Here is a 21,808-nt window from a genome sequence, read left to right on the forward strand (position 1 = left end):
TCTGGGGCCAAACCGGCCGGGAGGCGATGGCGCAGCACGACAGGATATTGTCGCCCGGCGCCATATGAGGGAGCAATGACGGGTACCGAGGCAGAGGACTGGCCGCGCAGCGTGGCGGCAGGCTATGTGCGCACCCTGCTGGATGCGGTGCAGGCGCATGGTCATCGTTCGGCTGCGCCACCCGTCATCCTGGCCGAGGCCGGTCTGCCCGCTACCTTGCTGGACGGCGCCGCGCCGCGCCTGCCTCATGACGCGGTTTCGAAAATCTGGCTGGCCGCCCAGCGGCTCACCGGTGATGTGGCGCTCGGTCTACATGTGGGCGAACAGGCCCGTCCCGGTTCCTTCGATGCGCTGGGCCAGCTGCTGATGAACTGCGAAAGCTTGCGCGAAGCCGCGACCCAGGCCGAACGCTTCGCGCCGCTGGTTGGCGGCGGCGGGCGGTTTGCGGCACGCGTTGAAAGCGACGCCATCCGGCTACTGTATCTGCCCTTCGACCCCGACTGGCCCTGCCGGCGGCAGCGCGTGGAAGCCGTACTGGCCGCCACCCTCACCTTCACGCGCTGGCTCTGCGGCCAGCACATCCTGCCGCAGGCGGTGCGCTTCCGCCACACAGCGCCCGCCAGCCTGGAGGAACACCGCCGCATCTTCGGACCGGTGACGATCAGCTTTGACGCCGAGGATGACTCGCTGCTGCTGTCGGCCGATGTGCTGGTACTGCCGGTGCGGCAGGCCAATGCCGGGCTGAAGTCGGTGCTGTCGGGCTATGCGCAGGCTGAGCTGTCGCGGCTGAACGATGGCGGCGATGCGCTGCTGCGCGACCTGGCCGACTGCATCCGCGCGGCTTTCGCGGGCGATACGCAGCCCGGCATCGAAGAGGCAGCCGCCGCCTTGCGCATGACGCCACGCACCCTGCAGCGCCGGCTGGCCGAGCGTGGCACCAGCTTTCAGGCCGAAGTGACAAGCCTGCGCTGCACGCTGGCGAAAGACCTGCTGCGCGACGCGGAGCGCAGCGTGCCCGCGATTGCGGCACGGCTGGGCTTTGCCGATGTCGCCAACTTCCATCGCGCCTTCAAAAGCTGGACCGGACAGACGCCGGCGGAATGGCGCAAGGCAGCGTCATGACGCGCGTCATGTTCGACAGCAATGCCTTCGATGCCGTGCTGGCGCATGACGATGCCGAACGAATCCTGGCTACCGGCATCACCATCGTCGTGACATCCGCGCAGACGGATGAGCTGCACCAGATCGCCGATGCGGCGCGGCGGCAACAGCTGTTCGACCTGCTGCATCAATTGAAGGTGCAGCGCGTACCGGTGGCCGAATTGCCGCTGGATGCGTCGCGCGATGCCATGATCGCGGCTACGGCGGCGCGGCACTGCGACCTGCTGGTCAGCGACGACAAAGGCATGACGCAGGCGGGCCTGCGCGTGCTGGCCTATGCCGCCTTCAGAACGGAATTTCTCTCTTAGGAGACCGGCCGGCCGGGCTGCGGGGTTTTCAGCAGCGCAGCAAGGCAGTCGCTGTCATCCACAGTCTGGCCACGCACGCGGCTGAGAACCTGGGCATGGCTGACGCGCAGCCGCGAAGCCGTATCGTCAGGATAGAGGAACAGCAGCAGCGTGCAGCGCGGTACCTCGGCCTGATACTGCCAGACCTCGCCCGGCGGTTCGCGGCGCAGCGCGGTCGGCGTGCCGAACAGCGCACGCGCCTCGGCTTCGGACTTGCGCACCACATCGGCCGAGACGGCGCGGCGCGGCGGATCGTTGGGCCGGGCATGCACCAGCGAAAGGTCGAGCACCTCGCCGGACGGGGCAGGCCCGGCAGGACGGCCGCCGCAGGCGGCGAGCGCGAGCGGCAGGATGAGGGCAAAAAGAATGCGCGGCGTTTTCACGCCGCGCAGCTTAAACAGAGTCGAGGCGGAAAAAAAGTTATTCAGCCGCCGCAGAGGACGAAGACGAGCGGCCGGCGGCCACGGTCTGCACCGTGCCGGAGATTTCGCCACCGCATTCGATCTCGACCTGGCCATAAGCAATCTCGCCCGAGACCTTGCCCGAACCACGGATGAGCAGGCGGCCGCGCACGCTGAGGCGACCCTCGAAGCGACCACGGATTTCGGCCTCGTCCACTTCGGCGGAACCCTTGAACTGGCCGCTCTCGGTGATCTCGACGAAACGGCTGTCGGTCAGCTGGGCCTCGACGCGGCCTTCCACGACGACCTTGTCGCAGGCGGTGATCTGGCCGGTCAGGCTGATTTCGCGACCGATGAGCAGAACCTTCGGTTCGGCATTGCTGGACGACTGCGAGCCGCTCGACGGGGCCGCGCCAGCCGTGGCCTGCACGACGGCCTTGGGCGCCAGGTCGACCGGGCGCTTGGCGATTTCGGGACGGAAGGTCGGGGTCGGTGCGGTGGGTTCGGTCATGGTGGCGGCTCCAGCGGTAGCGGATACGGCGGTGGGGGCAGTGGGTAGGACCGGCTTGCCAACGGCGCGCAGGTGACTGGGCATCGGGGGCAGCTCGTCATCGACCGCCTTGATCGGCGTCGGCGATGCGGACTCGGGCTGTTTCAGCTCCAGCTCGGGCGCCGGCGGGAAAGCGGCGCTCTCGGTACTCGGTTTCTTGCGACCAAACATGCGCGGTACTCCTCCGATCCGACCGGCAGCCCTGTTACTGCCGGCGTGTTAAGGCCGTTCCGTCGTCCGCAATCGTTTGTAGACGTGAACCATAAACGCGGTTGCTACAATCGGGACGAGAAAGTTTACCAGCGGAATGGTTAACAGAAGAACAATGAGCACGCCGCAGAGCCAGACATCGCCGCGCTTCTGCCGGCGCAGGCGGTCGGCATCGGAGCGTGGCTGGTAGCGGAAAGCCACCAGCTCGAAATACTCGCGCCCGACCAGCCAGCCGTTGACCATCAGCGACAACAGGAAGGACAGCGGCGGGAAGAACAGCAATATAGCATAGATCGGCAGCAGCAGGCCGTTGATCAGCAGCACGGTACCCAGGAAACGCAGCGCGCTGCCCAGCGCCGGCCAGAATGCCAGCGGCCGGCCGGGCGCATCGCCCGTGTAATAGCGCTGTTCCACCGCATCGGCGATGTCGTCCAGGAACAGCCCGATGGAGGCCGTCATCACCGCGGGAAACAGCAGCATCATGCCGAGGAAGAAGCCCAGCGCCGACAGCGTGCCGATCAGCCAGTCGAGCCAGGTCTGCTGTGTCTCGGGCAGCAGCAGCAACGCCGACCACAGGCCGGCAGCCAGCAGACCGAAGACCACCATGCTGATCAGCAGCGACTTGACCAGCACGCGCCGGAAGGCGGGATCGGGCAGTTGCGCCAGCGCGCGGCTGATGGAGGTTCCGATCATGGCGCGTCAGTCCGCCAATTCCAGATCGAGATGGCCAGCGATCGGATCGAGCGGCACCCTGGTGCTCAGGCCGAATGCGGCTTCGAGGATCGCGCTGAAGGCCAGCAGCTCCGCCTCGCCGCGCGGACGCGCCACGATCTGCAATCCAACAGGCAGTCCCTTGCGGGTAACGCCGCAGGGAATGGAAATCGCCGGCGTGCCGGTGATGGTGATGGCGAAGGTCAGCACCAGCCAGGAGATATAGGTATCGAACTTGCGGCCGGCGACTTCTTCGAGATAGCGCTTGCGATGATCGAAGGGCGGCGCCACGCAGGTGGGCAGCACCAGGAAGTCGTTCTTCTCGAAGAAGACGGCGACGCGATTGTAGATCAGGCCCTGCGTCCGCGATGCATCGGCCCTCTCCGCGCCGGTGAGCTTGAGCCCCTTCTCGGCGTTCCAGATCACTTCCGGCTTCACCAGATCGGTCTTGTCCTTGATCTTGGGCCAGACAGTGACCGCGAAATTGGCGGCGCGCAGAACCTGGAAACACTCTTCCGCCCCACTGAAATCCGGTACGTCCTCACTGACGGTCGCGCCCAGCTTTTCGATCCGCTTCACGGCGGTCTCACACAGCTCAAGCACTTCCGCATCGACCGGCGAGAGACCGAGGTCCGACGACCAGCCGATACGACAGCCACTAGCAAACCGACTCGGAAGTCGCCCAGTGACCATGGCGTGATCGACCGACGCAACGAAGCTGCGCTCTGGCGCGGGGATCGACAGCGGATCGCGCGCGTCATAGCCGCTCATCGCATCCAGCATCAGCGCGCAGTCGCCGACATTGCGCGCCATCGGGCCATAGACCGACAGCGGATCGAAAGGCAGCGCGCGCGGACCGAAGGCGACGCGGCCCGGCGACGGACGCAGGCCGACCACACCGGTGAAGCTGGCAGGAATGCGCAAGGAGCCACCAAGATCGGAACCGTCGGCGAGCCAGACTTCGCCGGCCGCCAGACAGGCCGCCGCGCCGCCCGAAGAACCCGCCGGCGTCGTCGATGTATTCCACGGATTGGTGGTGGTGCCGAAGACATCGTTGAACGTCTGCGAACCCGCGCCGAATTCAGGCGTGTTCGATTTGGCGATGATCAGCGCGCCGTTGCTTTCCAGCCGTTCGACCGACCAGCCGGATTTGGTGGGGACATGATCGGCGAAGACGCGGCTGCCCTGGGTGGAGCGCACGCCGGCGACATCGACCAGATCCTTGGTGGCCATCGGCAGGCCGTAGAGATAGCCCGGCGGGGCCGGATCGGGCGGCACCAGCTTGGCGGCCAGCGCCCGGGCGCGGTCGAGGCACAATGTAGGCAGGGCATTGATCTGGGGCTCGACCTCGGCGATGCGGGCGGCAGCGGCGTCGATCAGTTCCGCGGGGGTGACCTCACGCTTTTTCAGGGCGGCCACGGCCTGGCGGGCGGTCATCCGGATCAACGCGTCCATATTTGCCTTCCTTGTGTCGATTGTTTACAGAGTAACGGCAATCACCCTCATCCGGAAAGCCAACAATGACTGCTCCTCGCAACAACGTGCTCGCCATCGGCAATGCCATCGTCGACGTGCTGGCCCGGGTGGACAATCACTTCCTCGACGAACACGGCATGCCCAAGGGCGGCATGACCCTGATCGACGGCGGTCGCGCCGAGCAGCTCTATGGCGTCATGCCCGAACGCGTCGAAGCCTCGGGCGGTTCGGCCGCCAACACCGCCGCCGGCCTTGCCGCACTGGGCGGCAGCGTCCGGTTCATCGGCCGCGTGCGCAACGACCAGTTGGGCGCCAGCTTCACCAGCGACATCCGCAAACTGGGCGTGCAGTACGACACGCCGGCCGCCACCGAGGGCGCGTCGACGGCGCGCTGCCTGATCATGGTGACGCCCGATGCGCAGCGCACCATGAACACCTATCTCGGCGCCAGCATCGACCTGACGCCTGAGGATATCGACGCCGAGGCCGTGAATGCCGCGGAAATCGTGTATCTGGAAGGCTATCTGTGGGATCAGCCCAAGGCCAAGGATGCCATGCGCAAGGCCATCACGCTGGCGCATGACGCCGGCCGCAAGGTGGCGATGTCGCTGTCGGACAGCTTCTGCGTCGACCGTCATCGCGCCGAATTCCTGCATCTGGTCGAGCATCACATCGACATCCTGTTCGCCAACGAAGCCGAGATCACCGCGCTGTACCAGGTGGATGATTTCGATGCCGCGCTCCAGCATGTGCGTGGCCATGTCGATGTCGCCGCCCTGACGCGTTCGGAAAAAGGCTCGGTCATCATCGCCGGCGAAGCGGTGCATATCATCGACGCCGTGAAGGGCGTGAAGGTGCTCGACACCACCGGTGCGGGCGACCTTTACGCGGCCGGTTTCCTCTATGGCTTCACCCATGGCTTCGACCTGCATCAGTCGGGCACCCTGGGCTCGCTCTGCGCCGCCGAGGTGATCGCCCATATCGGCCCGCGCCCGCAATCGCCGCTGAAGCCCCTGGTCGCCCAGGCCCAGAAGTAACGGGCCCAGAAGTAACGGGCCAAGAACCTTCGTTTTCGTTCGTTTGGCTTCGTTTGCGTTCGTTTTGCTTCGTTTGAGTTCGTTTGAGTTCGTTTCGGTTCGTTTAGCTTCGTTTGGCTTCGTTTGCGTTCGTCCGGCTTCCTGCCAGATTTGGACAGCCAACCGGCCTCAAGGCATAAATCATTGTTTTCGCTCAGGTTAATCGCCTGAGCGAAGCACTAATAAGAACATTTAGGAAACATTAGCCCGAAATCAAGAGCCGCATGACGCGATCGGTGCTGAGCCGGATCAGCATGGCGCCGGGCCGGCGCAGGGCATGGCCTTCGGGCGGCGCATCGGGCGTGGGGGCGTCGACCGTGATGGCGACGCTGAGGCTCTTATGCGCCATCACGTTGAGATCAGTGCAGGGCCCGTCCAGCAGACGGCACTGGGTGGCAATGCCGCCATCGAAGCGATGCGGCACGAACGGCTTGTTCACCACCAGCGCACGGCCACCGGGAAAGCCGAGTTCGAAACCGTTGCCGCTGAGCAGCGTGATCCAGCGCATGACATGCGGAAAGGCCGAGAAGGGTCCGTCCTGGTCGATCTGCGCGCGACTGACGCGCCAGCTGAAGGTGTCCATCCCGGCATTGGGCGGAAACACCGCGATCTCGGTGGTGACGCCGCCGCCGTTTTTCCACGGCTTTGCCGGCAGCGACGCGAGGTCGATGAGCTGCGGTCCGCCTAATTGATCTTCGTAAGGGCCCATTTGAACACCAGGGCATCCATGCCGGCCGATCCGGTCATGACAATCTGCTGCGTGCGGCGCGCTTCGCCACCCGAGCCGAAATAGATGCTGTCTTCCAGCCGCACCATGCCCCCTGCGCCGCGCCAGCGCCAGCCCTGGCCGCTGCCGGCCTTCAGAATAACCGTATCACCGCTGCCGATCAGCGAGGCATGGACGGAGGGATGCAGATGCAGGCGCAGCGTGGCCTCGGCCGGCATCCCAGAAGCTTCGGTGACGATATCCTCGCCGCGCAGATCTTCCCCGCCCGCCGCCAGATAGAGACGACGACGGTGGATGCGATTGTGGCTGGCGCGCCAGCCGTCATGCTCGGCTTCGAACCAGATCGCGCCATCCTGTTCGTTGCGCGTGACCGACACGATGGCATTCAGCGCCGGCTCGCCATTCCCTAAGCTGAGCGTGCTGTGAGCGGCCACACCGCTCAAGGCCACGGCCCAGCTGCCGGTCGGCTGGCGCGAGGCGCCGCAATTGACGATCAGGCGATCCTTGCCATGGCTGAATTCCGCCGAGAGCAGGCCGCGATGCGGCAGCTTTGCCGTCACCGGCGGCATGCCGGCATCGAGCAGCAGCAGCGCGCGCTTGGCGGCGGCGCGCTCGTAGCGGCTGTGGCTGGCCGAGCTGAGCGGCTTGCCGCGCGCTTCGGAGAGATCAAGCGTGAGATCGATCTGCGACGGCAATTCTTCTTCCGAACCATGGAACAGCGCCAGCCCGCCATCGCCATGGCGGAAAAAGCGCAGCATCGGCGCCATGCGATCCAACATGATCTGCAGCGGACCGGCGCGTTCGGGATCGACGGCGCTCAAAAACCGCCACAGCGCGATCACATCGCGGGTCAGCCGCAGCAGCGCGGAGGGATTGCGCGAGACATGGCCGCCATCGGCGAAGACCTGCACTTCCAGGCTGTCGCACAATTCGCGCATGGCGGCAGCGCCGGCCTTGTCGCCCTCGCCCATAGCCTCGACGCCATAGACCAGGCCGAGCATGGCGTGGAAGCGCGGCAGGCCGGCCGGGGCATGCAGCGCGGCGCGGCCCAGATGGGCGCGATGGCGCGCGATGCAGAGCAGGAAATCATGGGCGAAGCGTTCATCCGCGCCATCGAGCAGGAAATGCGCCGCCAGAATCCAGTGCGTGAGGCGACGGCCGGCGATATCGACGCGCCAGGGCAGGCCATGGATGCGCAGCGAATGCCGCGCGATCCAGTCCGCCGTCAACGAGCGCGCCATCTTGCGCGCCATGTCGCCACCCTGCGCCGCGAAATCGCGCAGCCAGCCAAAGCCATGCAGGCCGGCGGCCCAGGCGGCGAAATTCTGCGGATCAAGTTTAGCCTGCTCGGCCGTCATCGCCCAGGGCGCAGCATGCGGCGAGACGATTTCACTGCCGGCGAAGACGAAGCGGCCCTGGAACAGTCGGTCGGCATTGGAGACCGCGCCGGGGAACGGATCGTCGGGCAGCAGCGGCAATTCGAGCGGCGCCTTGCGCGGCAGCGTGATGGCATAGAGCCGCGTGGCATGCCACAGGCCGGCGAGATGCCGACGCAGCTTGCTGGTGAGTGAATCCTGCAGCAGGGCCGCAGTCACGTCAGGTCACTTGTTACGGGACGCGCGCACCCGCGCGATGTTGTCGGCATAGGCCGACGGGCCGCCCTGGAAGGTGGCGGTGCCGGCCACCAGCACATCGGCGCCGGCATCGACGGCGAGCTGCGCGGTTTCGGCATTGATGCCGCCGTCGACTTCCAGGTCGATGGCGCGGCCGCTCTTGTCGATGGCGGCGCGCAGCGTCCTGATCTTGTCGAGCTGGGTATGGATGAACTTCTGGCCGCCGAAGCCGGGATTGACGCTCATCACCAGCACGAGATCGACCATGTCGAGAACCGACAGCGCCGCCTCGACCGGCGTGCCCGGATTGAGCGAGAGACCGGCCTTCTTGCCCAGCGACCGAATGAGCTGCAGCGTGCGATGCACATGCGGGCCGGCTTCCGGGTGCACGGTGATGATATCGGCGCCGGCTTCCGCGAATTGCGGGATGAAGGCATCGATGGGCGAAATCATCAGATGCACGTCGAAGACTTTTTTGGTGTGCTTGCGCAGGGCGCCCACGACGCTCGGGCCGATGGTGAGGTTGGGCACGAAATGGCCGTCCATCACGTCGATATGGATGTAATCGGCACCGGCCTTGTCGATGGCGGCGACTTCGGCACCCAGCTGGGCGAAGTCGGCCGAAAGGATCGATGGGGCGATTCGGGTGGCTTGCTGCGGCATAGTGCAGGCGTAGCAAATTTGGCCGTCCGCGCCAAGCAAGCGGTCGGGACCGAAGGGGGCACGCTTTGGTGAAATCCCGGATTCGGCGCCCCGCAGATGACCCTTGAGGGCGAGTCGCTCGACTATGCGCTACCCCGGCGCTAGAACAGCGCCATGTCAGACGCCCCTGATCAGTCTCCCGACCAGACACCCCCTGCCCCGCCCACTGCCCGGCGAGTGGCCGCCAGCCTGCTGGACGGCGTGCTGGGCCATGGCCGGGCGCTGGACGATGCGCTGCTGGACGGCAAGAACGGTTTCCGCGACCTGTCGGACCGCGACCGCGCCTTTGTGCGCCGGCTGGTGGCGACGGCCTTGCGCCGACGCGGCCAGATCGATGGCCTCCTGCGCAAGTTCCTCACGCTCTGGCCCAAGGGCCTGCCGCGCGAAGCGATGCGTCTGGGCGCGGCCGAGCTGTTATTCCTCGACGCGCCGCCGCATGCCGCTGTCGGCGAAGCCGTCAACCTGATGCATCCCGAGCAGAAGAAGCCGCGCGGCCTGATCAATGCCGTGCTGCGCAAGGTCGCCACCGACGGCGCCGCCATCGTGGCGCAACAGGATGCCGCCAAGGCCAACACGCCGGACTGGCTGTGGCAGAGCTGGATCAACGCCTATGGCGAAGATACGGCGCGTGATATCGCCTTTGCGCATCTGAACGAAGCGCCGCTGGATATCAGCGTGAAGGCGGATGCGGCAGGCTGGGCAGAGAAGCTCGAAGCCGAACTGCTGCCGAGCGGCAGTTTGCGCCGCCCTGCCGCCGGCGGCGTCGAAAGCCTGCCGGGTTTTACTGACGGCGCATGGTGGGTGCAGGATGCCGCGGCCGCATTACCGGTGAAGATGCTGGGTGATGTGGTTGGAAAACGCGTGGTCGACCTTTGCGCCGCACCGGGCGGCAAGACCGCGCAGCTGGCAGCGCTGGGCGCGACCGTGACGGCCGTGGATCGCTCGGCGCAGCGGCTGCGGCGGCTCGAACAGAACATGGCGCGGCTGAACCTGACGGCCGAAGTGGTGGCCGCCGAGATCGCCGAATGGAACACCACGCGGCAATTCGATGCCGTGCTGCTGGATGCGCCCTGTTCGGCCACCGGTACCATCCGCCGCCACCCCGATCTGCCTTACCTGAAAGACGAAGCCGATGTGGCCAAGCTGGCCGAGCTGCAGCGCCGACTGATTGCGAAGGCCTGGAGCCTGCTGGTGCCCGGCGGGCGCATGGTCTACTGCGTCTGCTCGCTGCAGCCCGAAGAGGCCGAATACCAGATCCGCCATCTGCTGAGCATGCAGGGCGCGACGCTGATCCGCGCCGATGCGGCGGCTTTGCATCTGCCGTCTGAAGCCGTAGCCCATGACGGCGCGCTGCGCACCCTGCCCTCGATGTGGTCGGGCCGCGGCGGCATGGACGGCTTCTTCGCCGTCAGTCTTCAGAAAGCCTAAAGGCGCACCACCCTAGATGCGAGGCGGCTCGACGACGAGTGCCGCGATGCGCCGCACCAGCGGCAGCACCACCATCATCACCGGAAAGGCCGTGATCCAGGACAGGCCCCAGGCCTGCATCCACTTGATCACCATGTCATCGGCGAGGCCGATGCTGTTGACCGTGGCGATGCCCGAGACGATGCAGGTCATCAGCAGCGACAGCAGAAAAGGGATGGCGACGGCGTTGTAGCGCGGCGGCAGCTTGCGGGACATGGATGGCGATCCGGTTTCTTTTTTATAGACCGGCATCATTGCAGGACCGGCAACCGCCGTCGATAGCCCGCACGGGCCATCGACGGCCATGATCGACAATCGCGATGGGTGGTATCAGTCCAGCAGACCCTTCATCACTTTGTAGAGTTCGGCCTTGGCCTCGAAGCCGACGCCGGGAATCTGCGGCAGGGAGACATAGCTGTCATTCACCGCGATGCCGTCGGCGAATCCACCGAAGGGCTTGAACACATCGGGATAGCTTTCGTTGCCGCCCAGATGCAGGCCGGCCGCGATATTGAGTGACATCTGGTGGCCGCCATGCGGCACCACGCGACGGCTGGACCAGCCATGCTCCTTCAGCACATCCAGCGTGCGCAGGTATTCCACCAGGCCGTAAGACAGCGCGCAGTCGAACTGCAGCCAGTCACGATCCTTGTTCATGCCGCCGAAGCGGATCAGGTTGCGCGCATCCTGATGCGAGAACAGATTCTCGCCGGTCGCCATCGGCTTGTCGTAATGCTTGCCCAGTTCGGCCTGCAGCGCGTAATCCAGCGGATCGCCCACCTCCTCGTACCAGAAGAGATTGTAGGGCTTGATCGCATTGCCGTATTCGATGGCCGTCTTGATATCGAAGCGGCCGTTGACATCGACGCAGAGATTCTGGCCGTCGCCGACGATCTTGAGCACGGCCTCGATGCGCTTGAGATCGTCCTTCAGCGGCTCGCCGCCGATCTTCATCTTCACGACGCGATAGCCGCGGTCACGATAGCTTTTCATCTCGTCCTGCAAGGCCGAGAGGTCCTTGCCCGGATAGTAGTAACCGCCGGCGGCATAGACCCAGACCTTGTCGTCCGCCACGCCGCCGCGATAGCGATCTGCCAGCAGACGCCAGAGCGGCACGCCGGCGATCTTGGCCACGGCGTCCCACACCGCCATGTCCAGCGTGCCGACGGCGACCGAACGCTCGCCATGGCCACCGGGCTTCTCGTTGCTCATCAGCGTCTTCCAGATCGCAAACGGATCGAGATTGTCGTTCGCCTTGTCGACCAGCGTATCCGGGTTGGCTTCCAGCAGGCGCGGCAGGAAGCGCTCGCGCATCAGGGCGCCCTGGCCGTAGCGGCCGTTGGAGTTGAAGCCGAAGCCCACCACCGGCTTGCCATCGCGGATCACGTCGGTGATCACGGCGACGACCGAGCAGGTCATCTTGGAGAAATCGATATAGGCATTGGCGATCGGCGAGGCGATCGAGGCGGTTTTTTCGCGGACGTCTACGATACGCATGGAAAAGTCGGCTCCTTCAGGTGAGGCCGGCATCCTAGGCGTGGACAGCCGGCCATGGCCAATGCCAGATTCGGATACCATTATTCACGGACTGTATCGTCGTTATGGAACTGAACTGGCTGGAGGATTTCCTCACCCTGGCGGAAACCGGCAATTTCAGCCGCGCCGCCGAGGCGCGCCACATGACCCAGCCGGCCTTCAGCCGCCGCATCCGCGCGCTGGAGGACTGGGCCGGCGTCGTGCTGTTCGACCGCTCGACCCAGCCGGTGAAACTGACAGCGGCCGGCGAGCAGTTCCTGCCAACCGTGCGCGACGTGCTGCGCCGGCTGGCGCAGGGCCGCGAGGAAGCGCGCCAGGCCGAACAGGCCGAGACGGCGACGCTGACCTTCGCCGCGACGCAGGCGCTGTCGCTGACCTATTTCCCCGACTGGCTGCGCGGCCTGGATATTGCCGCGCGCCTTGGTGCGATCCGCCTGATGTCGGGCAGCATGCAGGCCGGCGAAGAAGCGCTGATGGCGGGCCAGAGCCAGTTCCTGCTCTGTCATGGCCATGCCACCGTGATGAACCGCCTGACGCCGGACCGTTTCCAGCACCGCGTGCTGGCGGAAGACCGCCTGATCCCGGTGCGCGCGGCGGCTGCGCCGGATCATTCGCTGGATGCGACTTCGGCAGCGTATCTGTCTTACGCGGAAGATTCAGGGCTGGGCCGCATCGTGCAGGCCGTGCTGGCCGGCCGGAGCGCCACGCCGGCACTGAAGCCTGTGTTCATCTCGCCGCTGGCCACTGTGCTGCAGGCGATGGCGCGTGACGGCAGAGGATTGGCCTGGCTGCCGCAAAGCCTGATCGCGGATGATCTTGCGTCCAGGATATTGGTGCCGGCCGGCGACGCCAGCTGGATCATCCCCGTCGAGATCAGGCTGTACCGGGCGCGCGAACGCGCCACCAGGATCGCCGAGGATTTCTGGTCGGCTGTTAAATAAGGCCCGAGACGCCGTCCCACAGCAGTTTGCACGCCGTGACGATCAGCAGGCCGTAGCAGATGCGATAGAGCTGCCGCTGGTCCAGCCGCTCGTGCAGACGCCAGCCGCCCCAGACAGCGAGCGGAATCACCGGCAGGCAGCAGGCCATCAGAATCCACACATCCATTCCGGGCCGTGCCAGCCACAGCCACGGCCCGGCCTTCACCGCATTGCCCACGGTGAAGAACAGGCTGGTGGTGCCGGCCAGAACCATCTTGGGCAGACCCAGCGGCAGCAGATACATGGCCAGCGGCGGGCCGCCGGCATGGGCCACCATCGTGGTGACACCGGAGCAGAAGCCGGCGAGCAGACCTTTGGCGGGCCTGCGCGGCTGCATGCGCACCTCGCCGCCGCCCCTGAACCACAAGCCCGCAAACAGCAGCGTGATCAACGCCATGGCGATCTCGATCACATGGCGATCCAGCACGCGCATCAGCAGCGTGCCGGCACCGATACCAAGCAGCAGCATGGGCAGCAGCAGTTTCAGGTCCGGCTTCGACCAGGTACTGGGCTTCCAGTAGCGCAAGGCAAACAGGTCGATGACGATGAACAGCGGTGCCAGCAGCGCGCCGGCGGTGATCGGATCAAGGCTGAGCGAAAGCAGCGGGATGCCGACGATGGCGAAGCCACCACCAAAGGCGCCGCGCATGAAGGCGATCAGGGCCACGCCGGAGAGCGCGAGAAACAGCGGGAGAAAATCGGGAAGCATTGTCCTGCTGCTTTAGCAGGGCGGATTACGCCATGCACGGCTGAAATTGTCGCGGTGACAATGCCGTGGGCGGCCTTACGCCTCGCGCAGGTCCAGCGCGACGGGGCTGATCTGATCGGCGAGATAGCGCGCGAGTTCGGCGCGGCTTTTCGGATTGCGCAGAATCTTCTCGTCCTGCGGATTGCTTAAGAATCCCGTCTCGATCAGCACGCTGGGCAAGGCGGGCGAGCGCAGCACGGCGAAGTTGGCGGCGCGCATCGGATTTTCCAGCAGCTCGACGCGGCGACCAACGCCGGTAACGATGCGCCGCTTGGCATTCAGCGAGGCGTTATGGCCATGACGGCGCGCCAGATCGATCAGGATCGCGGCGGTCTGCCGGTCGGTGGCATGGGTATCGAAGCCGTAGATCGCATCGACCTGGTTCTCGCGATCGGCCAGGCGGCGGGCGAAATCATCCGTCGCCTTTTCGGCGCGGGTATAGGCGGAAAGGCCGCGGGCGGCGCGGTTGGGCGCGGCATCGGCATGGATCGAGATGAACAGGTCGGCGCCCTTGTCATGGGCGAAGGCGACGCGGCTGGGCAGCGCGATATAGCTGTCGCGCTCACGTGTGACAAAGACCTTGATATTCGGATTGGTCGCCAGCGCCTGCTTGATCGCCAGGCAGATCGACAGCGTGACATCCTTCTCTTCCGTGCCGGTGACACCGATGGCGCCGGGATCGCGACCGCCATGGCCGGGATCGAGCACCACAACGGCGGGCGGACGCGGTGCTGTCTTCGGCGCCTCCTTGGCGGCGGGCTTGCGGCCGGGCAGCGGCGGCTTGCGCTCGGTGTTATTGGCGGCAGCCAGACCCACCCCCGGCAGCGCAGTGCTGCCAAGCAGGCCGAGAAGCGAGGAGATGACAAGACGCCGTGTATACATGCCGAGCTTCTGCACCGAACGGATCGGTCAAAAACGAATCAGGTGTCGCCGCGAATCGGTGACGATGCGGCGGACGATAGAATCCGCCGGACTCCCGTGTAAAGGACAGTCCGCAGCCTAGGCTCTCAGGAGATGGTGAAGGCTTCGTTAAGCCTAATCGACGGTGTATTTGGCCCGCACGTCGTATTTGTTGCCCTTGACCCAGCCCTCGATCAGCTTTTCGAGTGCCGAATTGGGCTTTTCAGGCAGCACCACTTTCAGCTTCACATACTGGTCGCCGCGCTGGTCGGAGGCGCCGCCTTTCAGCGGGAAACCGCGACCCTTCAGCCGCAGCGTGGTACCCGAGCTGGCGCTCTTGGGCACCGCGACAGCCACCATGCCGTCGATGGTGGGCACCGGAATCTTGGCACCCAGGATGGCCTCGTCGATGGTGACCGGCAGTTCGACATGAATGTCGTCGCCCTGGCGGGTAAAGAAGGGGTGGGGTTCGACTGTTACCTCGATCAGCGCATCGCCGGCCTCGCCGCCATGACGGCCGCCGTCGCCCTGATGGCGCAGGCGAATCTGCTGGCCATCGGCCAGCCCCGCCGGAATGGCGACATCAAGCTGCTTGCCGTCGGGCATGGTCAGCCGGCGCTTGGTGCCACGCGCGGCATCCAGGAAGCCGATCTTCAGGTTGAAATGGCGGTCACCGCCACGCAGCGGCTTGGTGCTTCGTGGGCCTGCCCCCGCCGCGCCGAAGCCGCCACCGGGCTTGCCGCGCCGCATCTGGCTGAAGATCTCGTCGAAGATATCTTCCGCGCCGCCGGCATCGAAGCCGGAGAAATCGCTGGCCCCGCCGGTGCTGGTGTAAGGACCGCGCGAGGTGCCGCCGAAGGGACCACGGCCCGCATTGGGATTGAAGCCGCCACGGCGCGGCTGGCCGGCGGCATCAATCTCGCCGCGATCGAATTTGCCGCGCTTGTCGGGGTCGCCGATGATGTCATAGGCGGCCGAGATTTCCTTGAACCGGTCGGACGCCTTCTCGTTGCCCTGGTTGCGGTCGGGATGGAATTCCTTGGCCAGCTTGCGATAGGCCTTGCGGATATCGTCCTGGGCGGCGCCGCGCGCGACGCCGATCACCGTATAGGGATCACGCATGTCGCGTCCTCATGGCCAGTCCTTCACAGCCGGCTCGGGCTGGCGTTCGTTTGCGTCGGGCTTTGCAGGCTTGTCGTCATTGGCGCCGAAGATATCAGGGATCGAGGCGCCGCCGCCCGATGAAATCGCCGAATAGAAGCGCGAAAGCAGGCCCGGACGCTCCGGCTCGGCCGGCTTTTCGTCCACCGCAGTCCCATCGGCGGCCGGCGTGTCGATTCTTGGCGTCTCGACTGGCGCCGGCGCGGGGACAGCCGCGGCAGGCATCGGCTCGGGCTTCGGTGGTTCGGCCCTCACTGCAGTCTTCGGCTCCGGCTTTGTCTCGGTCCGGGTTTCAGTCTTGCTGTCAGCCGTCGCCGCTTGCGGCGCGGCAAGATTGATGCCCGACACCAGCGGCGTCTCGGATTTCTTCACCAGCTGCGACAGGCGCTCCAGCGCTTCCGCCTGGCCGGCCTTGGCGGCCAGATTGTACCAGCCCAGCGCACGCGGCTCGCTCTTCTCGACGCCCAAGCCCAGTTCGAACATCAGGCCGAGATTGTATTGCGCGACCGCCAGGCCCTGGATGGCGGCGGCGGCGAACCACTTGTGCGCTTCCTCGTAATTGACCGTGACGCCTTCTTCGCCCTGCAGATAGATGGCGGCGAGATTGGCCTGGGCGCGCGAGAAGCCGAGTTCGGCGGCGCGGCGATACCAGTCCATGGCCTTGGTGATGTCCTTGTCGACACCCTGGCCCCAGCGATAGAGATGGCCAATGTTGCGCATCGCGGCGACATCGTTCTTCTCGGCGATCGGCAGCCAGTAGGCATAGGCATCGGCATAGTTGCCGGCCTCGTAGGCGCGCACGCCATCAGCAAAATCGGCACGCGCGGGAGCAGTCGTCAGCAGCGCAGCCGACAGCAAGACGGCGGCCATGAGGCCGCCGGCCGGACCCCGCCTGCGCGACGTCGTTACGCTGCTGTGCATACCCTTAGCCGTTGATGACCTTCCAGCTGCCGTCGGGCTGACGGCAAGCGGTGCCGAAGGCCTGCTCGTTCTTGCCGCCCACGGTCACCGACTGCTGGAACTCGCGGCAGTAATCGCCATTCGACGCCGTGCCTTCGCGGGTGGGCGTCACGCTGCCGGAATTGCCGCTGTCGGGATTGCGCCAGGACACCGCCTGGCCGATCGGCGCGGTGGTCGCCTTCTGGCTGGCCTGTTCCATATGGGCCTTGTCGGCCTTGTCGAGCGAACTGCCGATCTGGTTGCCCAGATAGGCGCCGGCCAGCGCGCCGGCGGCCACGCCGACCAGACGGCCGGTGCCGCTGCCGAACTGTGCACCCAGCACGGCGCCGCCGATGCCGCCCAGCACGGTGCCGATGTTTTCCTTGTTCATCTCGGAGCCCTGACCATTGCTGTTCTGGCAGCCGGCGAGCGCCAGGCTGCCCAGCAGGACGGGCACCAGCAGGAGACGGGTAGAAAGGCGGATGGTCATGATGATCCTCGTAAGCCGGCCGGCTGTCGTCAAACCCGGCGCTGTCCTGTCCGAAACCGGAGGTCCGCGCCGGCGAATCCGGTCCATACAGTATATTGGTCGGGTCAAGACCGCTGCAAGGCCGAGGCCTGCAAAGCAAGGCCGGGGTCAGTAACCCTGATGCCGCGCCGGCCATGAAAAAAGCCGGCCGAATCAAGCCCGGCCGGCTTTTTATGGTTAGCGACGTCCTGGCGGTTACGACTTGCTGAAGAAATCCAGCGTCGAGAACAGCGGCGCCGGCTCGTCGGCGAGCTTGGCGGCGTCGAAGGTATCCAGGCTGTTCGACTTCATGATCGAGCGGATGGTGCGGATGTAATCCGCGCCGCGCACCGAATAGCGATGGAGCGTGCCGGCCAGCTGATAGCTGTCCAGGTTGTTCTTCTCGCGCATGTTGGCGCGCTTGTCGCGGAAGTCGCGGTAGCTGGCCTTGGAATTCAGGTTGCGCATATAGGCGGCGACCGAATGCTCCAGGCTCTTGAAGCGCTGCACTTCATAGGTTTCGCCGTCGGGACGGTTTTCCGGCACCAGGCCCGAGCCCGGATTCCAGGTCCACATGCCGAAGACGGCATTGCCCATCAGGGCAAAGCGCGAGGTACCCCAGCCCGACTCTTCCACGGCCTGAGCCAGCGCCAGACCCGGCGGAATGACATCGACGCGCATCAGCAGTTCGCCGAGGTCGCCGTCATCGACGCCATACTGGTCGGCCATCTGCTCGATCCACTGCTGGTCGCGCATCGACAGGCTCTGGCCAAATTCGGTGCGCTTGCGCAGGTCGCGCAGACGGTCGCGGTCGGCGGTGAGGCGCTCGTTCTCGCGCAGAATGTGCGGCAGCATCACCTTGAGGAAAGCGCGCTTGCGCTTCTCGGTCAGGTTGACGTCGGCAATATCAACCGGCAGCGAGGCGAGGAAAATGCGCGGCACTTCCACCTGGCCAGCGGCATTGCGCAGCTCGGCGAGATCGAAGCCTTCCTGCTCAAAGCGACGCAGCATGGCATCGACCGTGCGCTCGGAATCGGCACGCATGGCGGTGCGATGCGGCGAGAACTGGCGCACTTCGGCGATGCGGCGCGACGCTTCGGCCGCGCTGAAAGCGGGCTGATCATCACTGCCAGCTGTGCGCGCCGCGGATTTGGCGGCATCGGCGGTGGCAACGCTGCGCGGCTCGATCAGCGCACGCCAATCGAGCTGGGTCACCTGACGCAGGCGATCCCAGGCATCATGCACGCCATCGCCGAGCGAGGCCTGCTGGACCTGAATATCGGGGACGCGCGAGAGCTGACGGCTGGACATAAGGCCCACCCCCACTCCCGAAACCAGACCGACGGCCAATAACAGGCCGAAACCGGCAACAATCAGACGTACGTCTGATCCAATGGCAAGCAACCGCCGATCGCGATGTGCCGTCATGGGTCAAACCTCCACAGTTATCAGCGCCAATCCCGCGACACAGCCGACAAAACATCGTCGGGACTGCGCCGGGCGCTGCCCTATGTGCGATCCCCCACCAGGAAACGCAGTGAAAACTATTCGGTTCCTGGAGACCCCAGGAAACCGGGTGACGAACTCAGACAGCCCGAACTTCGGATACTTCGGGTACGTAATGCTTCAGCATGTTCTCGATGCCGTAGCGCAGGGTTGCCGTCGAACTGGGGCAACCCGAACAGGAGCCCTGCATCTGCAGGAAAACCACCCCCCGCTCAAACCCGCGGAAGATAATGTCTCCACCATCCTGGGCGACCGCGGGACGCACCCGCGTATCGATCAATTCTTTAATCTGGACCACGAGCGGCGCATCGGCCGGATCGTAGGTCTCCTCGACGCTGGCAGTACCGGCCGCGTCATTCATGACCGGCAGGCCGGCCATGAAATGCTCCATGATGCCGCCGAGCAGGGCCGGCTTCAGCTCGGTCCAGTCGCGGGTATCGGATTTGGTGACGGTGACGAAGTCGGCGCCCAGGAAGACGCCCTCAACCCCGGCCACCGCGAACAGGCGGGTGGCCAGCGGGGAAGCCTTGGCGGCTTCCGCATCCGTGAAATCGACCGAGCCGAAGTCGCCGCCCAGCACATCGCGGCCGGGGAGGAACTTCAGGGTCGCCGGATTTGGCGTGGTTTCCGTCTGGATGAACATTAGATAGTAGGTGCGCCAGAAACTGGGGTGGATGAAAGCTGGACTGGAAATTGGGTGGGGGGTCCGCAAATATCAAGGACGACGACCGTGGCAAAACCGAGACCTAGCAATAAAATTACGTGCCGAGCGCTAGTTTTGGAAGAATTTAAAGCGATGTGGATAAAACTGCCAGTTGTCCCCAGGGCTGTGGAGCAATGACCGACTCGGTGAAGAGCGTTTTGCGCCTCCCGAGCTGGCCCGATTCGCGCATTTCGATGACCCCGGCGGCCCGCTGGCTGCTTGATCACGACGGCAAAGCCATGCCGCTGGTCGATCTGATCGAGGGTTTTTGCCGTCATCTGCTCGACGAGGGCATTCCGCTGTTCCGGCTGATGACCGGACTGCCCTCGATGCACCCCCAGACCTATACGCGCGGCTTCACCTGGCAACGGGATGTGGGAGTCACGATGACCGAGCGCCCGCACGGGGTGCTGAAGACGGCCGAGTATCTCAACAGCCCCATCGCGGTGATCCACCAGGGGGTGGCGGCGATCCGCCGGCAGCTTGAACTGCCCGAGACCCCGATGGATTTCGGCATCCTGGCCGAGCTGAAGGAGATGGGGGTGACCGACTATCTGATCCTGCCCATGCGCTTCACCCAGGGGCCGGGGATGATCGGGCGGGAGGAAGGGGTGAACCTGTCCTTCATGAGCTTTGCCACCGACCAGCCGGGCGGCTTCCGGCCCGAACACCTGAGTTACCTGATGGAGCTGATGCCGGTGGTGGCGCTGCGGCTGGAGCTGGAAGCCTCCCGGCGCATGACCCGGGACCTGCTGACCACCTATCTGGGCCATGGGCCGGCCAAGCGCGTGCTGAACGGCAATGTGCTGCGCGGCCAGGGCTACGAGGTGGAGGCCGCGATCTTCCTGTCTGACCTGCGTGGCTTCACGGCCTATTCCGACCGCAACACGGCGACCGATGTGGTGGCGACGCTGGACCGCTACTTCGACGCCATGGCGGTGCCGATCCAGAATCATGAAGGCGAGGTGCTGAAATTCATCGGCGACGGCCTGCTGGCGATATTTCGGGTGGAGGATGGGAATACATTGGAAGCCGCCTGCCGCCGCGCGCTGACCGCCGCTGAGGCCGCCTTCGCCGGTCTGCATGAACTGAACCAGGGCCGCGCCATCGCCGGCGCGCCGCCCTTGCGCGTCGGCATCGGACTGCATGTCGGCAAGGTGGTGTTCGGCAATATCGGCGCGCGCGACCGGCTCGACTTCACCGTGATCGGCCGCGCGGTGAACGAAGTGGCGCGCCTGGAAGCGCAGACCAAGGCGGTCGGCCGCCCGCTGCTGGCCTCGGCAGCCTTTGCGCATGAGATCAACGCGCCCGACAGCCTGCCGGAACAGCGGCTGCAATCGGTGGGCTTCCACGCCTTGCGCGGCGTGCGCGAGCCGCAGGAGCTTTACGGCCTGCCCAAGGAAAGACTGGCCGGCTACGAGGACTAGTGGTGTCAGTGCATGGTCGCGGTTGCGACCACCACTTCGATGCGATGGCCGTCAGGATCGTCGATGATCGCGCCGAAATAACTTTCGCTGATATCGGGACGCAGGCCCGGCTCGCGTATGCCACGGCCGCCGCGCGTCAGCGCTTCCGCGTAGAAGGCGCGTACGGCAGCTTCATCGGGTGCATCGAAGGCCAGATGCATGCGCGCGCCGGCCACCGCGCCATCGGTCGGGTAGAGCCAGAAGGTCTGGTCCTCGCCGGGGCCGTAGGCGGCATCTTCGGCGGTGCTGCGGGTGCGGCGATAGCCCAGCGCGCCGAGCACGGCATCGTAGAAACCGGTGGCGCGCTGCAGGTCGCTGACGCCGAACGACAGATGATTGAGCATGGTTTCCCCCTGATTGATGATTCAGCAGCGATCTAACGCGGCACCCATCAGGATCAAGTCAGACGGTCGATCTGCTCGTCGGTGAGATTGCCGGGGATGACCGTGACCAGGAAGCTGAGCTCGCCCGCCTTCTGGCCGGCCAGTTCACTGACCAGCGGACCGGGTCCCTCGCCGCCGGATGCAGCGGCCAGCACCAGCATGCGGATATCGGGATCGTCCTCGACCAGCTTCAGAATCTCGTCCCTGGCCACGCCTTCGCGGATCACCAGCTCGGGCAGCAAGCCGGATTCCTGATTCACCTGCTCGGCCAGCTTCTGCAGCAAATCTTCCGCCGCCTCATGCGCTTCGGAGCGCATAATCTCGGCCACGCCAGCCCATTGCTGGAAATCAACCGGCGCCACCACGCGCAGCATCACCACGCCGCAGCGCACGTTGCGCGCCCGCCGCGTGGCATAGCGCACGGCGACGCGCACTTCGGCGGTGTCATCGACAACGACAAGGAACTTGCTGCGGCGTCGCAGTTCGGCGGCGGTGGGTGTTTTTGTCTCACTCATGGGGGCAGCGTGCCATTGCCGA

General features: G+C 65.4%; 24 protein-coding genes. 6 read left to right on the forward strand and 18 right to left on the reverse strand.

Annotated features, from left to right (window positions below):
- Nucleotides 1–75: 75 nt before the first annotated feature.
- Complete coding sequence (locus AC1RRE_RS00720; RefSeq protein ID WP_492979125.1) at nucleotides 76–1,122, forward strand: AraC family transcriptional regulator; 1,047 nt, start codon at nucleotides 76–78, stop codon at nucleotides 1,120–1,122.
- Complete coding sequence (locus tag AC1RRE_RS00725) at nucleotides 1,119–1,469, forward strand: PIN domain-containing protein (RefSeq protein ID WP_492979126.1); 351 nt, start codon at nucleotides 1,119–1,121, stop codon at nucleotides 1,467–1,469. Before AC1RRE_RS00720 ends, AC1RRE_RS00725 begins: the two co-directional genes overlap by 4 nt.
- On the opposite strand, the gene AC1RRE_RS00730 is transcribed toward AC1RRE_RS00725, so the two are convergent.
- The 4 genes from AC1RRE_RS00730 to AC1RRE_RS00745 are packed head-to-tail and all read right to left on the reverse strand — an operon-like array spanning nucleotide 1,466 to nucleotide 4,835.
- The gene (locus AC1RRE_RS00730; protein ID WP_492979127.1) at nucleotides 1,466–1,891 is read right to left on the reverse strand and encodes a hypothetical protein; all 426 of its coding nucleotides are present in this window, start codon (nucleotides 1,889–1,891) and stop codon (nucleotides 1,466–1,468) included. The genes AC1RRE_RS00725 and AC1RRE_RS00730 overlap by 4 nt on opposite strands.
- Before the next feature lie 37 nt (nucleotides 1,892–1,928).
- Nucleotides 1,929–2,630, reverse strand: a complete 702-nt coding sequence (locus tag AC1RRE_RS00735; RefSeq protein WP_492979128.1) for a bactofilin family protein — start codon at nucleotides 2,628–2,630, stop codon at nucleotides 1,929–1,931.
- A gap of 48 nt (nucleotides 2,631–2,678) precedes the next feature.
- Nucleotides 2,679–3,362 carry an EI24 domain-containing protein gene (locus tag AC1RRE_RS00740; RefSeq protein ID WP_492979129.1) on the reverse strand — a complete coding sequence of 228 codons (684 nt, stop codon included), beginning with the start codon at nucleotides 3,360–3,362 and terminating at the stop codon, nucleotides 2,679–2,681.
- 6 nt (nucleotides 3,363–3,368) lie between these two features.
- Nucleotides 3,369–4,835, reverse strand: coding sequence for an amidase (locus AC1RRE_RS00745; RefSeq protein WP_492979130.1), 1,467 nt, complete (start codon nucleotides 4,833–4,835; stop codon nucleotides 3,369–3,371).
- A 65-nt stretch (nucleotides 4,836–4,900) separates the two neighbouring features.
- On the opposite strand from AC1RRE_RS00745, the gene AC1RRE_RS00750 reads away from it, so the two are divergent.
- A complete protein-coding gene (locus tag AC1RRE_RS00750) occupies nucleotides 4,901–5,893 on the forward strand; it encodes an adenosine kinase (protein WP_492979131.1) in 993 nt (330 codons plus the stop codon).
- A gap of 241 nt (nucleotides 5,894–6,134) precedes the next feature.
- Here the strand turns inward: AC1RRE_RS00750 and AC1RRE_RS00755 are convergent, their stop codons facing one another.
- From AC1RRE_RS00755 to rpe, 3 genes are read right to left on the reverse strand one after another with little or no spacing between them, the layout of a single operon-like run.
- Entirely contained in the window at nucleotides 6,135–6,641 is a 507-nt protein-coding gene (locus AC1RRE_RS00755) for a HutD/Ves family protein (RefSeq protein WP_492979132.1), read from the reverse strand.
- Nucleotides 6,617–8,254: a heparinase II/III family protein gene (locus tag AC1RRE_RS00760; protein WP_492979133.1), complete on the reverse strand. Its 1,638-nt coding sequence runs from the start codon at nucleotides 8,252–8,254 to the stop codon at nucleotides 6,617–6,619. The genes AC1RRE_RS00755 and AC1RRE_RS00760 overlap by 25 nt, the downstream gene beginning before the upstream one ends.
- Before the next feature lie 6 nt (nucleotides 8,255–8,260).
- Nucleotides 8,261–8,935, reverse strand: a complete 675-nt coding sequence (gene rpe / locus AC1RRE_RS00765; protein WP_492979134.1) for a ribulose-phosphate 3-epimerase — start codon at nucleotides 8,933–8,935, stop codon at nucleotides 8,261–8,263.
- 153 nt (nucleotides 8,936–9,088) lie between these two features.
- Here rpe and AC1RRE_RS00770 point away from each other — a divergent pair, with 153 nt between their 5' ends.
- Nucleotides 9,089–10,402: an RsmB/NOP family class I SAM-dependent RNA methyltransferase gene (locus AC1RRE_RS00770; protein WP_492979135.1), complete on the forward strand. Its 1,314-nt coding sequence runs from the start codon at nucleotides 9,089–9,091 to the stop codon at nucleotides 10,400–10,402.
- A 12-nt stretch (nucleotides 10,403–10,414) separates the two neighbouring features.
- Here AC1RRE_RS00770 and AC1RRE_RS00775 read toward each other — a convergent pair whose 3' ends face one another.
- Together AC1RRE_RS00775 and AC1RRE_RS00780 are read right to left on the reverse strand one after the other, a co-directional pair.
- A complete protein-coding gene (locus tag AC1RRE_RS00775; protein ID WP_492979136.1) occupies nucleotides 10,415–10,657 on the reverse strand; it encodes a DUF2798 domain-containing protein in 243 nt (80 codons plus the stop codon).
- Nucleotides 10,658–10,771: 114 nt separating this feature from the next.
- Nucleotides 10,772–11,938 (reverse strand): mandelate racemase/muconate lactonizing enzyme family protein, encoded by a 1,167-nt coding sequence (locus AC1RRE_RS00780; protein ID WP_492979137.1) that lies wholly within the window; start codon nucleotides 11,936–11,938, stop codon nucleotides 10,772–10,774.
- 104 nt (nucleotides 11,939–12,042) lie between these two features.
- On the opposite strand from AC1RRE_RS00780, the gene AC1RRE_RS00785 reads away from it, so the two are divergent.
- Nucleotides 12,043–12,918, forward strand: coding sequence for a LysR family transcriptional regulator (locus tag AC1RRE_RS00785; RefSeq protein WP_492979138.1), 876 nt, complete (start codon nucleotides 12,043–12,045; stop codon nucleotides 12,916–12,918).
- Here AC1RRE_RS00785 and AC1RRE_RS00790 read toward each other — a convergent pair.
- From AC1RRE_RS00790 to AC1RRE_RS00820, 7 genes are all read right to left on the reverse strand, one after another.
- Complete coding sequence (locus AC1RRE_RS00790; protein ID WP_492979139.1) at nucleotides 12,911–13,666, reverse strand: sulfite exporter TauE/SafE family protein; 756 nt, start codon at nucleotides 13,664–13,666, stop codon at nucleotides 12,911–12,913. The two genes, AC1RRE_RS00785 and AC1RRE_RS00790, sit on opposite strands and share 8 nt — an antisense overlap.
- A gap of 75 nt (nucleotides 13,667–13,741) precedes the next feature.
- A complete protein-coding gene (locus AC1RRE_RS00795) occupies nucleotides 13,742–14,587 on the reverse strand; it encodes an N-acetylmuramoyl-L-alanine amidase family protein (RefSeq protein WP_492979140.1) in 846 nt (281 codons plus the stop codon).
- Between the two features lie 153 nt (nucleotides 14,588–14,740).
- Nucleotides 14,741–15,727, reverse strand: a complete 987-nt coding sequence (locus AC1RRE_RS00800) for a DnaJ C-terminal domain-containing protein (protein WP_492979141.1) — start codon at nucleotides 15,725–15,727, stop codon at nucleotides 14,741–14,743.
- A 9-nt stretch (nucleotides 15,728–15,736) separates the two neighbouring features.
- On the reverse strand, nucleotides 15,737–16,636 hold the full coding sequence (locus AC1RRE_RS00805) for a tetratricopeptide repeat protein (protein ID WP_492979142.1): 900 nt from the start codon (nucleotides 16,634–16,636) through the stop codon (nucleotides 15,737–15,739).
- Nucleotides 16,637–16,691: 55 nt separating this feature from the next.
- Nucleotides 16,692–17,195 (reverse strand): RT0821/Lpp0805 family surface protein, encoded by a 504-nt coding sequence (locus AC1RRE_RS00810; protein ID WP_492979143.1) that lies wholly within the window; start codon nucleotides 17,193–17,195, stop codon nucleotides 16,692–16,694.
- 234 nt (nucleotides 17,196–17,429) lie between these two features.
- Nucleotides 17,430–18,524, reverse strand: a complete 1,095-nt coding sequence (locus AC1RRE_RS00815) for a glucosaminidase domain-containing protein (RefSeq protein ID WP_492979144.1) — start codon at nucleotides 18,522–18,524, stop codon at nucleotides 17,430–17,432.
- Nucleotides 18,525–18,798: 274 nt separating this feature from the next.
- A complete protein-coding gene (locus AC1RRE_RS00820; RefSeq protein ID WP_492979145.1) occupies nucleotides 18,799–19,362 on the reverse strand; it encodes a NifU family protein in 564 nt (187 codons plus the stop codon).
- A 194-nt stretch (nucleotides 19,363–19,556) separates the two neighbouring features.
- Between AC1RRE_RS00820 and AC1RRE_RS00825 the strand changes: the two genes are divergently transcribed.
- Complete coding sequence (locus AC1RRE_RS00825) at nucleotides 19,557–20,849, forward strand: adenylate/guanylate cyclase domain-containing protein (RefSeq protein WP_492979146.1); 1,293 nt, start codon at nucleotides 19,557–19,559, stop codon at nucleotides 20,847–20,849.
- Nucleotides 20,850–20,854: 5 nt separating this feature from the next.
- Here AC1RRE_RS00825 and AC1RRE_RS00830 read toward each other — a convergent pair whose 3' ends face one another.
- Both AC1RRE_RS00830 and AC1RRE_RS00835 read right to left on the reverse strand, forming a co-directional pair.
- Nucleotides 20,855–21,232 (reverse strand): VOC family protein, encoded by a 378-nt coding sequence (locus AC1RRE_RS00830; RefSeq protein ID WP_492979147.1) that lies wholly within the window; start codon nucleotides 21,230–21,232, stop codon nucleotides 20,855–20,857.
- 53 nt (nucleotides 21,233–21,285) lie between these two features.
- Complete coding sequence (locus AC1RRE_RS00835; protein ID WP_492979148.1) at nucleotides 21,286–21,786, reverse strand: universal stress protein; 501 nt, start codon at nucleotides 21,784–21,786, stop codon at nucleotides 21,286–21,288.
- Between the last annotated feature and the right edge of the window lie 22 nt (nucleotides 21,787–21,808).

Source organism: Ferrovibrio sp. GW821-FHT12D07, from assembly GCF_058807275.1.

Excerpts from the sequence above, each read along its gene's own strand:
- AC1RRE_RS00775 (WP_492979136.1), bottom strand. The coding sequence starts at position 10,657 with ATGTCCCGCAAGCTGCCGCCGCGCTACAACGCCGTCGCCATCCCTTTT.
- AC1RRE_RS00830 (WP_492979147.1), bottom strand. The coding sequence starts at position 21,232 with ATGCTCAATCATCTGTCGTTCGGCGTCAGCGACCTGCAGCGCGCCACC.
- AC1RRE_RS00810 (WP_492979143.1), bottom strand. The coding sequence starts at position 17,195 with ATGACCATCCGCCTTTCTACCCGTCTCCTGCTGGTGCCCGTCCTGCTG.
- AC1RRE_RS00800 (WP_492979141.1), bottom strand. The coding sequence starts at position 15,727 with ATGCGTGATCCCTATACGGTGATCGGCGTCGCGCGCGGCGCCGCCCAG.
- AC1RRE_RS00720 (WP_492979125.1), top strand. The coding sequence starts at position 76 with ATGACGGGTACCGAGGCAGAGGACTGGCCGCGCAGCGTGGCGGCAGGC.
- AC1RRE_RS00820 (WP_492979145.1), bottom strand. The coding sequence starts at position 19,362 with ATGTTCATCCAGACGGAAACCACGCCAAATCCGGCGACCCTGAAGTTC.
- AC1RRE_RS00785 (WP_492979138.1), top strand. The coding sequence starts at position 12,043 with ATGGAACTGAACTGGCTGGAGGATTTCCTCACCCTGGCGGAAACCGGC.
- AC1RRE_RS00770 (WP_492979135.1), top strand. The coding sequence starts at position 9,089 with ATGTCAGACGCCCCTGATCAGTCTCCCGACCAGACACCCCCTGCCCCG.
- AC1RRE_RS00805 (WP_492979142.1), bottom strand. The coding sequence starts at position 16,636 with ATGGCCGCCGTCTTGCTGTCGGCTGCGCTGCTGACGACTGCTCCCGCG.
- rpe (WP_492979134.1), bottom strand. The coding sequence starts at position 8,935 with ATGCCGCAGCAAGCCACCCGAATCGCCCCATCGATCCTTTCGGCCGAC.
- AC1RRE_RS00725 (WP_492979126.1), top strand. The coding sequence starts at position 1,119 with ATGACGCGCGTCATGTTCGACAGCAATGCCTTCGATGCCGTGCTGGCG.
- AC1RRE_RS00780 (WP_492979137.1), bottom strand. The coding sequence starts at position 11,938 with ATGCGTATCGTAGACGTCCGCGAAAAAACCGCCTCGATCGCCTCGCCG.
- AC1RRE_RS00750 (WP_492979131.1), top strand. The coding sequence starts at position 4,901 with ATGACTGCTCCTCGCAACAACGTGCTCGCCATCGGCAATGCCATCGTC.
- AC1RRE_RS00740 (WP_492979129.1), bottom strand. The coding sequence starts at position 3,362 with ATGATCGGAACCTCCATCAGCCGCGCGCTGGCGCAACTGCCCGATCCC.
- AC1RRE_RS00745 (WP_492979130.1), bottom strand. The coding sequence starts at position 4,835 with ATGGACGCGTTGATCCGGATGACCGCCCGCCAGGCCGTGGCCGCCCTG.
- AC1RRE_RS00825 (WP_492979146.1), top strand. The coding sequence starts at position 19,557 with ATGACCGACTCGGTGAAGAGCGTTTTGCGCCTCCCGAGCTGGCCCGAT.
- AC1RRE_RS00735 (WP_492979128.1), bottom strand. The coding sequence starts at position 2,630 with ATGTTTGGTCGCAAGAAACCGAGTACCGAGAGCGCCGCTTTCCCGCCG.
- AC1RRE_RS00755 (WP_492979132.1), bottom strand. The coding sequence starts at position 6,641 with ATGGGCCCTTACGAAGATCAATTAGGCGGACCGCAGCTCATCGACCTC.
- AC1RRE_RS00815 (WP_492979144.1), bottom strand. The coding sequence starts at position 18,524 with ATGTCCAGCCGTCAGCTCTCGCGCGTCCCCGATATTCAGGTCCAGCAG.
- AC1RRE_RS00835 (WP_492979148.1), bottom strand. The coding sequence starts at position 21,786 with ATGAGTGAGACAAAAACACCCACCGCCGCCGAACTGCGACGCCGCAGC.
- AC1RRE_RS00795 (WP_492979140.1), bottom strand. The coding sequence starts at position 14,587 with ATGTATACACGGCGTCTTGTCATCTCCTCGCTTCTCGGCCTGCTTGGC.
- AC1RRE_RS00790 (WP_492979139.1), bottom strand. The coding sequence starts at position 13,666 with ATGCTTCCCGATTTTCTCCCGCTGTTTCTCGCGCTCTCCGGCGTGGCC.